The 10,652-nt window shown below is 50.0% G+C and carries 9 protein-coding genes; 5 read left to right on the top strand and 4 right to left on the bottom strand.

Annotated features, from left to right (window positions below; genetic code table 11):
• Positions 1–131 precede the first annotated feature (131 nt).
• The 4 genes from clpB to RUMCAL_RS10020 all read right to left on the bottom strand — a co-directional run bounded on the left by clpB (position 132) and on the right by RUMCAL_RS10020 (position 5,295).
• Positions 132–2,732: an ATP-dependent chaperone ClpB gene (gene clpB, locus RUMCAL_RS10035; RefSeq protein ID WP_021682724.1), complete on the bottom strand. Its 2,601-nt coding sequence runs from the start codon at positions 2,730–2,732 to the stop codon at positions 132–134.
• Positions 2,733–2,927: 195 nt separating this feature from the next.
• Positions 2,928–3,590 (bottom strand): ribbon-helix-helix domain-containing protein, encoded by a 663-nt coding sequence (locus RUMCAL_RS10030; RefSeq protein ID WP_021682723.1) that lies wholly within the window; start codon positions 3,588–3,590, stop codon positions 2,928–2,930.
• 186 nt (positions 3,591–3,776) lie between these two features.
• The gene (locus tag RUMCAL_RS10025) at positions 3,777–4,523 is read right to left on the bottom strand and encodes a DUF4956 domain-containing protein (protein ID WP_021682722.1); all 747 of its coding nucleotides are present in this window, start codon (positions 4,521–4,523) and stop codon (positions 3,777–3,779) included.
• Positions 4,516–5,295 carry a polyphosphate polymerase domain-containing protein gene (locus RUMCAL_RS10020; protein WP_021682721.1) on the bottom strand — a complete coding sequence of 260 codons (780 nt, stop codon included), beginning with the start codon at positions 5,293–5,295 and terminating at the stop codon, positions 4,516–4,518. Before RUMCAL_RS10020 ends, RUMCAL_RS10025 begins: the two co-directional genes overlap by 8 nt.
• A gap of 281 nt (positions 5,296–5,576) precedes the next feature.
• Between RUMCAL_RS10020 and RUMCAL_RS10015 the strand changes: the two genes are divergently transcribed.
• The 5 genes from RUMCAL_RS10015 to RUMCAL_RS09995 all read left to right on the top strand — a co-directional run bounded on the left by RUMCAL_RS10015 (position 5,577) and on the right by RUMCAL_RS09995 (position 10,534).
• Positions 5,577–5,810 carry a YdbC family protein gene (locus tag RUMCAL_RS10015; protein WP_021682720.1) on the top strand — a complete coding sequence of 78 codons (234 nt, stop codon included), beginning with the start codon at positions 5,577–5,579 and terminating at the stop codon, positions 5,808–5,810.
• A gap of 326 nt (positions 5,811–6,136) precedes the next feature.
• Positions 6,137–7,876 (top strand): indolepyruvate ferredoxin oxidoreductase subunit alpha, encoded by a 1,740-nt coding sequence (gene iorA / locus RUMCAL_RS10010; protein ID WP_040647875.1) that lies wholly within the window; start codon positions 6,137–6,139, stop codon positions 7,874–7,876.
• Complete coding sequence (locus tag RUMCAL_RS10005; RefSeq protein WP_021682717.1) at positions 7,873–8,475, top strand: indolepyruvate oxidoreductase subunit beta; 603 nt, start codon at positions 7,873–7,875, stop codon at positions 8,473–8,475. Before iorA ends, RUMCAL_RS10005 begins: the two co-directional genes overlap by 4 nt.
• Before the next feature lie 5 nt (positions 8,476–8,480).
• Entirely contained in the window at positions 8,481–10,115 is a 1,635-nt protein-coding gene (locus tag RUMCAL_RS10000) for a class I adenylate-forming enzyme family protein (protein WP_021682716.1), read from the top strand.
• 2 nt (positions 10,116–10,117) lie between these two features.
• Positions 10,118–10,534 carry an NUDIX hydrolase gene (locus RUMCAL_RS09995; protein ID WP_021682715.1) on the top strand — a complete coding sequence of 139 codons (417 nt, stop codon included), beginning with the start codon at positions 10,118–10,120 and terminating at the stop codon, positions 10,532–10,534.
• Positions 10,535–10,652: the final 118 nt, after the last annotated feature.

The raw sequence follows: 10,652 nt of genomic DNA, 5'->3' as shown, positions 1-10,652 counted from the left end.
TCGCCAGACGCTCTTTGTGCGGTATTGCCTTAAGGCAACTTCAACAAAATAAAAAACGCCACGCCGCACAGACGTAACATGATCTGTGCGGCGTGGCGTTTTATTTTGGAGGTTTGCAATTGTCTATTGTTTTACTGACAGATCATCTTCTGACCGTCATAGTCGATACGAATTACAGTACCCGGTGCCGGATCGTCGGCAATGATCTTTCTTGCCACAAGAGTTTCTACCTTGGACTGGATCAGTCGTTTCAGCGGACGTGCACCATAGTTGACATCATAGCCCTGTGCCACAATGCACTCCTTGGCAGCATCAGTAACTTCCAGTTCCAGCTGCTTGTCTTCCAGACGCTTCCGCAGCTTCTCCAGCAGCAGATCTACAATGCGGAAGATCTCGGTCCTGCTCAGCGGTTTGTAGAAGACGATCTCGTCCAGACGGTTCAGGAATTCCGGACGGAACTTCTGCTTCAGGAGCGTATCGACTTCCTTTCTGGCTTCTTCCGAGATGTTGCCGTTTTCGTCCATGCCTTCCAGAATCATCGGCGAACCTAAGTTCGAAGTCAGAATGATAATGGTGTTCTTAAAGTCCACCGTTCTGCCCTGCGAGTCGGTGATTCTGCCGTCGTCCAGCACTTGCAGCAGGATATTAAACACGTCCGGATGTGCCTTTTCCACTTCGTCCAGCAGAACAACAGAATACGGCTTCCGGCGAACAGCTTCTGTCAGCTGACCGCCTTCTTCATAACCCACGTATCCCGGAGGAGCTCCGATCAGACGGCTCACGCTGAATTTCTCCATATATTCGCTCATATCGATACGAACAATGTTGTTCTCATCATCGAACAAAGCTTCTGCCAGTGCCTTTGCCAATTCGGTTTTGCCGACACCAGTCGGTCCAAGGAACAGGAACGAGCCCAACGGACGGTTCGGATCCTGAATGCCTGCACGAGAACGCAGAATGGCTTCGCTGACCTTTTCCACAGCTTCGTCCTGACCAATTACACGGCGGTGCAGTACTTCGTCCATGTGCAGAAGTTTTTCCCGTTCACCCTCCATCAGCTTCGTTACCGGAATGCCGGTCCATCTGCCGACAATGCGGGCGATTTCTTCTTCGGTCACCTTGTCCCGCAACAGAGAGTTCTTGTTCTCTTTCTGCTTTTCTGCAATGGCTTCTTCGTCTTCCAGCTGTTTTTTCAGCTGCGGCAGACGACCATATTTCAGTTCGGCAGCCTTGTTCAGATCGTAGTCCCGTTCAGCACGCTCGATCTCGGCGTTGACCTGCTCCAGTTCTTCCCGCAGTTTCTGCACTTTGGAAATGGCATCTTTTTCGTTTTCCCATTTTGCCTTCATGGCATTGAACTGGTCACGCATCTGGGAGAGTTCCTGCTGTACCTCTTGCAGATGTGCCTGCGACAGTTTGTCGTCCTCCTTCTTGAGGGCAGCTTCTTCGATCTCATGCTGCATGATCTTCCGGCGAATTTCGTCCAGCTCTGTAGGCATGGAGTCCATTTCCGTCCGAATCATTGCACAAGCTTCGTCTACCAAGTCGATCGCCTTATCCGGCAGGAACCGGTCTGTGATATATCGGTTGGACAGTGTAGCCGCTGCAATCAGAGCCTGATCCTGAATCTTAACGCCATGAAATACTTCATAGCGTTCTTTCAGACCACGCAGAATGGAGATCGTGTCTTCTACAGTAGGCTCGTCTACCAGAACCGGCTGGAAACGACGTTCCAAAGCAGCATCTTTTTCAATATACTGCCGGTACTCGTTCAGCGTTGTAGCACCAATGCAGTGCAGTTCACCCCGTGCCAGCATCGGCTTCAGCAGGTTGCCTGCGTCCATAGCACCGTCCGATTTACCGGCACCAACAATGGTATGCAGTTCATCGATAAACAGGATAATGCCGCCTTCGCTTTTCTTGACTTCATTCAGAACGGCTTTCAGTCGTTCCTCGAATTCACCGCGGTACTTGGCACCTGCGATCAGGGCACCCAGATCCAGCGAAAAGATTTTCCGGTCTTTCAGATTTGCCGGCACATCGCCGCGAACGATTCGCAGTGCCAGACCCTCGGCAATTGCCGTTTTACCGACACCCGGTTCACCGATCAGCACCGGATTGTTTTTCGTCTTTCTGGAAAGGATTCGAATGACGTTTCGAATCTCGTTATCTCTGCCAATGACCGGATCCAGTTTTCCGGCACGGGCACGTTCTACCAGATCCTGCCCGTATTTTGCCAGCACATCGTAAGTTTCTTCCGGATTCTGATCGGTAACACGCTGGTTGCCGCGAACTTTCATCAATGCCGCAAGGAATGCATCCTTAGTCACGGAGAAAGGTTTCAGCACGTTTTGCAGTTCTTTGCCCATGGCATCGAACAAGCCCAGTACCAGATGTTCTACCGATACGAAATCATCTTTCATGCGGGCAGCTTCTTTTTCTGCCTCCCGCAATGCACGGTCTACGTCCTGAGATACATAGACCTCGTCTGCCTTCCGACCGCTTCCGGTTACTGCCGGCAGATTATCAATGGCGTTTTTCAGCTGAATCTGTACGTTATCGACAGACACGCCCATTTTCTCAAACAGCTGCGGAATCAGACCGCCCTCCTGCTCCAGCAAAGCACTCAACAGGTGTACCTGTTCGATCTGCTGGTTCTGGTTCTCCACTGCAAGACCATTTGCAGCCTGAATCGCTTCCAAAGACTTTTGTGTCAATTTCTGTGTGTTCATGAGAACTCCCTCCTATTTCTTGCATTCTGTTTTTGTTGCTCTTTTTTGTCTTATGGCAACACCGCACAAAGCTTGTGGTAAGATGTGTCGTCAGATTTTTCGGCAGATTGCTTTGGGCAATATGACGAAAAATCTGCACGCAGATTGCGTACAAAGCCGTCAGGCGGGCTTTATGCGGTGCTGCCTCATGTTTTCCTAAAGCTGGCTGACCAGCTGCTCATGCAGTGCGGCATATTGCTGTTCCAATGCATGCTGCAAAACTGCCGCCGGAAGTCCCTGCTGCAAGCCCTGAAAATAGGATTGCAGCACCGTGTGGAACATCTGGATATACTTTCCGGTTGCTGTTCCCAGTACCTCATTGGACGTAATGCCATGCCGCAGAAGCACCCGTGTCAGGCGGTTCGGTTCGATCTGGTACAAACCCAGTGCACAGGCACCCTCCGGTTCATACTCCTGTTCCAGCTGTACCCAGAACAGGAAGAACTGCTGTATTGCTTCCAGCAGTGTCCGGCTCTGGGTCCGGCAGGAAATTTTCAGCAGCCCGACTTTTTCACTGTGCAGTTCCCGATGCAGTTCCACGCTATAGCGAATGGTAGGACGGTACTTGTACTGTACCGAACCCAGAATCGAAAGCATGGCATCGGAACCCTGCTCCTGTACGCGGAACGCCGAGTTCATCGCCTGTGTCAAACAGGTAAACACTTGCCGCATTTGCTGCTCCGGTGTGGTACAGCAGACATGCTCCGCCAAAATCTGATTGATCAGATTGGAACGGCTGGTGCCCTGCTGTGCCGCAAGGCGATCCACTGCCGCAACCACATCGTCCATCAAAATCAGGCTGTATGCATTTCGTTTCATCTGCTCACCTCCGGTTTCTTTTTACAATCTTATTATAGCACAAAAAAATAATTTGTCAAGCGAATTATATAGTTTAGTATGCAAGTTTTTGAAAAGAAAAGAAAACCGCGGATAAATCCACGGTTTTAAAGGAATGTATGAAAAATTTATTCCAATATGTCGTTTTTCTATTTTGAAAAAAAGGTCTTATTTTTCATAAACCTGATCTTCGTAACAGTACAGGGAAAGAATTACTGTCAGATTGCCGTTCCGCTTCCGAATCTCGTCCATGAATTTTTTCTGGTCTACGTCGTTTTTCAGCTGAATGCTGTAGATCAGTTCAAACAGCGAGCCAAAGTTGGTGGTCTTGACACGCTTCAGGTGCCAGCTGGTCGTGTTTTCTGCAAGAATGTCATCAAACAGTCCGATATAGTTGAGTTTTTCCGGAATGGTCACTTTCAGTGTCATACTGCTGGTTTTGCAGATGCCGTACCGCAGCACCTCTATCAGAATCAGCACTGCCGCGATCACTGCGAAGAACACAAAGACAAACCACACATGTCCGCCGCCGTTGATGCCGCAGATCACACCGGTTGCCATTGCAAAAAAGACATAGGTAATATCTTTCGGGTCACCGGGAACAGTACGATACCGACAGAGGGTAAAGACGCCCGCAAGGCTCAGGGCACTTGCCATTGAGTTGATCATCACCAGCACAATTGCCACGATCGGCGGCAGCATCAGCAATGTCATAACATAGCTCTGGGTATAGCCGGATTTCTTGTGGGTGAAGATGTAGACCAGACTGATCAGAAAGCCCATGACAACGCCCAGAATCAGGGCAAACAACATATCTCCTACAGAAGCGGTGCTTGTGGTCGCTGTTACATTCGACAGCAGGGAAGATAATTCGGAACTGGTCGCCGTCAAGACATTGGTAATGGTGTTAAGCATAATCGTAACGTCTCCTTTTTTCTATGGTAAGCTGGGGACGAGTCCATTCCAGCTGATTTTGTACGTACATCTGATATGCCTTTCCGTATTTGGAAAAGCTGGTTTTATACACTTGCAGTTTTGCCAATTCTTCTGCCAGCCACATGGGCATGGAGTCTGCGATCTTGACTTCCATCAGACGCATCTGTTCCGGAATCAGCAGGTCACCATAACTCTGCTGGCGAAGCGAGAGGTCGCTGCGTCGTCCGGTCAGTGCCCGATCAAAAGTCAGCCGGAAATCGGTATCTTCCTTGCCGAAATACGCCGCACGCTGATAACTGATGTACTGCTTCGGGAATATCTCATACCGCTGGCGGAAAAAGTCGATCTCGTCCATGACCTGCTCCTGCAAGTATGAACCGCCTAAGTCAGGGTGAATCTTTTCCTGCAAATAGGCCTCCGCCTGTGCCAGTGTCATGGTAACGCGGCGTTTGTTGACAATGCCGCAGATCTTCTTTTTGATTTCCAGAAACACGGTGTCCTCCGGCTGTGCCGGCGAGAGATAGCTGCGTAACCGGATCTTTTCCTTGTAATCCGGTTTTTCAAGGGATTCCCGAATCAGAAAATCGTCCGGTGTATCATAATAGACGTTATAGATGCCATACTCTTTTCCCCCGACGCAAAATTTGTCGGGGTTCATGTAGTGTTCCAGAAGCGGCAGAAAATCCTGATACTGCTGTTCTGTCAGTAAAAACTTGATTTCCTTTCGTGCGAATGTCTGAATTGCACCCATATATATCCTGCTGCCGGAATCAGGTTTTCCGGTACAGGTTTCCTCCCTTCTGTGCGAAATGGCTGTTTTCGCTTGATGTTGTTGTCATTATAACGTATGTTGCTTGAAATAAGCTTAATGTTTTTAGTGAAAGTTCCAATTTCCAAAAAAGCCGGCGGCGGGGTGTTGCATTTTCGGAACGCATCTTGTATAATAGGTATTCGAGATGCAGCGTGTGCGTGTAGGCACGTGCACGCTTCAGGCAACACCTGCATCAAATTTTTTCAAGGAGTGTTTTTATTATGGCAGAACTGAAATATGAAATCGTAGAGAATCTGGGTACTCTGGGTGAAAATGCAAGAGGCTGGAGCAAGGAAGTCAACCTGATCAGCTGGAACGAAAAGGAACCGAAGTACGATATTCGTGACTGGGCTCCGGATCACAGCAGAATGGGAAAAGGCGTGACACTGACCGCCGACGAACTGGCTGCACTGAAAGACCTGCTGGCTGGCATCGATCTGGATTCCTTTGAATAATCCCGAAACAGAGCGTGTTTCCGGAAAGCCTGAAAATGCCGTTTGGTGTTTTCGGGCTTTTTACTTTTTGTGAAAATGTACAAGAAACTTTGCCGGAGATATGCAAAATCACCAAAAGTCGAAAAAAGCCTTGTGATTTTTTCGAAAATGTATTACAATAGAAAAGGCTGCACTACTTATTTATTATACTACTTACTTATTGTAAAGATAGTGCTGCTTTGAACGACCTGTCTTTTTCTCAAAAGGCGGGTTTCTTGTCTGCTTTACAGCCTGTATGGCAGAAATCATTCGAAAGAAGGGAAAATCTGTTGAAGAATTCAAAAATCATGCTTGGCAATGCCGCCATTGCACAGGGAGCCTATGAAGCTGGTGTCAAGGTTTCTGCTGCCTATCCGGGTACGCCGAGCACTGAAATAAGCGAATGTATCGCAAAATATCCGGAAGTCTATGCAGAATGGTCACCCAATGAAAAGGTGGCTATGGAAGTGGCAATCGGTGCCTCTATCGCCGGTGCACGGGCAATGGCTTCTATGAAACTGGTCGGTGTCAATGTAGCTTCCGACCCGCTGTATTCGATTTCCTATGCCGGCGTAAACGGCGGTCTGGTACTGGTTGCTGCGGACGACCCCGGCATTTACAGTTCCCAGAACGAGCAGGACACCCGCATGGTTGCACGTGCGGCAATGGTTCCGGTGCTGGAGCCTTCCGACAGCGAAGAAGCCCGCATTTTCACCAAGCTTGCGTTTACATACAGTGAAAAATATGACACGCCGGTCATTGTCCGCACTACCACTCGTCTGTCCCATTCACAGGGTGTAGTACATCCGGAGGAACGGGAAAACGTACCGGACAAGCCCTATGAAAAGAACATCGAGAAAAATGTACTGATGCCGGCGAATGCGAAGAAACGGCACGTGATCGTGGAACAGCGGCTGAAGCAGATGGCGGAAGATGCTTGTCACTTTGACATCAACCGTGTGGAATACCGCGACAAGAAAATTGGTATCATCACCAGCGGTATCCCCTATCAGTATGTACGGGAAGCCCTGCCGGACACATCTGTGCTGAAGCTTGGTCTGGTACACCCGCTGCCGAAAAAGCTGATCGAAGAATTTGCTGCCAATGTGGAAACACTGTACATTGTAGAAGAACTGGAACCGGTCATCGAAGAACAAGTTCGTTCTTGGGGTATTCCGGTAATCGGCAAGGAGATCTTTACAGTACAGGGTGAGTACAGTGCCAATATGCTGCGGAAAGCCATTCTGCATGAGGATGTCCAGCTGACACCGCCGGCACAGGCTCCGAACCGTCCGCCGATCCTCTGCCCCGGATGTCCGCACCGCAGCGTCTTTTCTGTAATGAAAAAGCTGAAACTGCACGGTGCCGGCGACATCGGCTGCTATACACTGGGAGCCGTTCCGCCGCTGGGTGTTATGGACTTTAACGTGTGCATGGGTGCAAGCATTTCCACTCTCCACGGAATTGAAAAAGCCAAGGGCAAGGACTATGTGAAAAACTGGGTGGCACTGATCGGCGACTCTACGTTCCTGCACACCGGTGTCAACTCTTTGATGAACATGGTGTACAACAAAGCAACCGGAACGGTCATCATTCTGGACAACTCCACTACTGGTATGACGGGACATCAGGATCACGCCGCTACCGGCAAGACCTTGCAGGGTGAACTGACCTATGCGATCAACATCTATCACCTCTGCAAGGCAATGGGCATTGAACACGTCTATGAAATCGATGCGTTCGACATTGAGGGGCTGGAAAAGCTGCTGAAACAGGAAACCCAGCGGGACGCTTTGTCTGTTATCATCACCAAGTCCCCCTGTGCCCTGCTGAAAGAATTTGTTCCGAAGGGCAAGTGCATTCTCCATGAAGATGCCTGCAAGAAGTGCGGACAGTGTCTGGTCCCGGGCTGCCCTGCAATGGTCAAACAGGCAAACGGCATTCCGAAAATCGATGCGGCGATGTGCAACGGCTGTGAACTCTGTGCAAAACGGTGCAAGTTCCACGCAATCGAACTGATCCCGCGGGAAAAAGGAGGCAAGGCATGATGCAGACTATCAATATTATGATCGTAGGTGTCGGCGGACAGGGCACCCTGCTGACCAGCCGCGTGCTGGGAAAGATTGCACTGACTGGCGGCTATGATGTAAAGCTTTCGGAAGTGCATGGCATGGCACAGCGTGGCGGCAGCGTAGTAACATTTGTCCGCTACGGCGAATCTGTGGCAGAACCGATCGTAGAAGAAGGACAGGCAGACATTCTGATCGCTTTTGAACGGCTGGAAGCACTGCGGTATGCACACTTCCTGAAAAAGGGCGGTGCCATTATCGTAAACGACACCCGCATTGATCCGATGCCGGTGGTGATCGGTGCCGCAGAGTATCCGGAACACATTCTGGAGGAGCTGAGCAAAAAATACAATGTGCTGGCAGTAGATGCTACCGCCGAGGCTCTGAAGCTGGGCAATGCACGGGTATTCAACACGATCATTCTGGGCGTAGCTGCACAGCACATGCACTTCTCCAAAGAAGAATGGTTACAGGTCATTGCAGATACTGTGCCGCCGAAAACCATTGACATCAACCAGAAGGCATTTCTCACTGGCTATGCATATAACGGAAACCATACAGAACAAGGACAGGAGTAACGAATATGCCGATCACAGAATTATTGGAAGAAAACGCCAGAAAGTACGGCAATGATGTGGCACTGGTAGAAGTAAATCCGCAGGTACAGGAAACACGACGGGTGCTCTGGAAGGACTACGACCTGATCCAGCCTACCTCGTCTTTCTGGTATCGTCGGGAAATCACATGGCATGTCTTTGACGAAAAGGCAAACCGTTTTGCACAGCTGCTCATGAGCCGCGGCGTGAAAAAGGGCGACAAGGTGGCAATTCTGCTGATGAACTGTTTGGAGTGGCTGCCCATTTATTTCGGCACGCTGAAAACCGGTGCTCTGGCAGTGCCCATGAATTTCCGGTACAGTGCGGAAGAAATCGAATATTGTCTGGACCTTGCAGAAGCCGATGTACTGGTGTTTGGTCCGGAATTTATCGGACGAATTGAAACCATTGCAGAATCGATCAGCAAGAAGCGAATCCTCTTTTATGTCGGCGGCGACTGCCCCTCGTTTGCAGAGGACTATGACAAGCTGACCTCCAACTGTGCCAGCATCTCCCCCGGAGTACCGCTAACAGATGAGGACGACGCTGCCATTTATTTCTCCTCCGGTACGACTGGTTTCCCGAAAGCAATTCTTCACAACCACGAAAGCCTGATGCACGCCTGCAAGGTAGAGCAGAATCATCATCACCAGACCAAGGACGATGTCTTTCTGTGTATTCCGCCGCTGTATCACACCGGTGCCAAGATGCACTGGTTCGGCAGCCTGCTCACCGGCGGACGTGCAGTGCTTCTGAAAGGAGTCAATCCGGAAACCATTCTGGAAACTATTTCCCGTGAAAAGTGTACCATTGTCTGGCTGCTGGTGCCGTGGGCACTGGACATTCTGGAAGCATTGGACAACGGCTCTGTCCGTCTGGAAAACTATGAACTCTCCCAGTGGCGGCTGATGCATATCGGTGCACAGCCTGTCCCCCAGAGTCTGATCAAACGCTGGAAAGAATATTTCCCGAATCATATGTACGACACCAACTATGGTCTGAGCGAATCCATTGGTCCGGGCTGCGTGCATCTGGGACTGGAAAATATTCATAAGGTAGGAGCAATTGGCATTCCGGGCTATGGCTGGGAAGTCCGGATCATTGACGAAAACGGAGAACCGGTGGCACAGGGTGAAGTCGGCGAATTGGCAGTCAAGGGTCCCGGCGTTATGAAATGCTACTACAACAATCCCGAAGCGACCGCGGAAGTTCTGCACGACGGCTGGCTCTGGACCGGTGACATGGCACGGCAGGACGAGGACGGATTCTACTTCCTTGTAGACCGGAAAAAAGACGTGGTTATCAGCGGCGGCGAAAATATTTATCCGGTAGAGATCGAAAACTTTATGAGCAAGTTTGACAAGATCAAGGACGTGGCTGTGATCGGACTGCCGGACAAGCGGCTGGGCGAAATTGCTGCGGCAATTGTGGAACTAAAGCAGGGCGTGGAATGCACCGAGGCGGAAGTTAACGAATTCTGCATGGGCATGCCCCGCTATAAACGACCGCGGAAAATCATTTTCGCACCGGTTCCCCGCAACGCGACCGGCAAAATCGAGAAGCCGAAGCTGCGGAAGATGTACTGCGGCGATTATCTGATCGAAAAGGAAAATCAAAGCTGATTATGCGTTGTAAGACCTACGAGATAAATGCTCTGAAAAATTACAAGTATGTGGTCATCCTTTCCGAGAGCCATGGAAAAATGATTTTGAGCCGGCACAAGGAACGAACCACATGGGAAACGCAGGGCGGTCATATTGAAGCCGGAGAAACACCGCTGGAAGCAGCAAAACGAGAGCTGTTTGAGGAGTCTGGTGCCGTAGATTTTGACATCGAACCAATTTGCGATTATCGTGCCTGGGACGAAAATACTCTGCATGGTGCCAACGGCGTTGTATTCCATGCGGTGATTCGGCAATTTTCCGACATTCCCGAAAGTGAAATGGCAGAACGAAAGGCGTTCTCCTCGCTGCCTGACAATCTGACCTATCCTGCCATTACGCCTGTGCTGTTTCAATTCTTGTTTGATCGTGAACTGTAGCAGCTGCCAACAGGAACATATTCAAAAAGAACATTCCGCAAAAGCACCGGACGGAGCGATTTCGTCCGGTGCTTTTGTCAATATTCGCTAAGGCAATACCGCACAAAGAGCGTCTGGC

This window comes from Ruminococcus callidus ATCC 27760 (assembly GCF_000468015.1).
Taxonomy (GTDB): domain Bacteria; phylum Bacillota; class Clostridia; order Oscillospirales; family Ruminococcaceae; genus Ruminococcus_C; species Ruminococcus_C callidus.
Note: the sequence above shows the minus strand (reverse complement) of the source record. Positions and strands in the feature narration are given on the sequence as shown.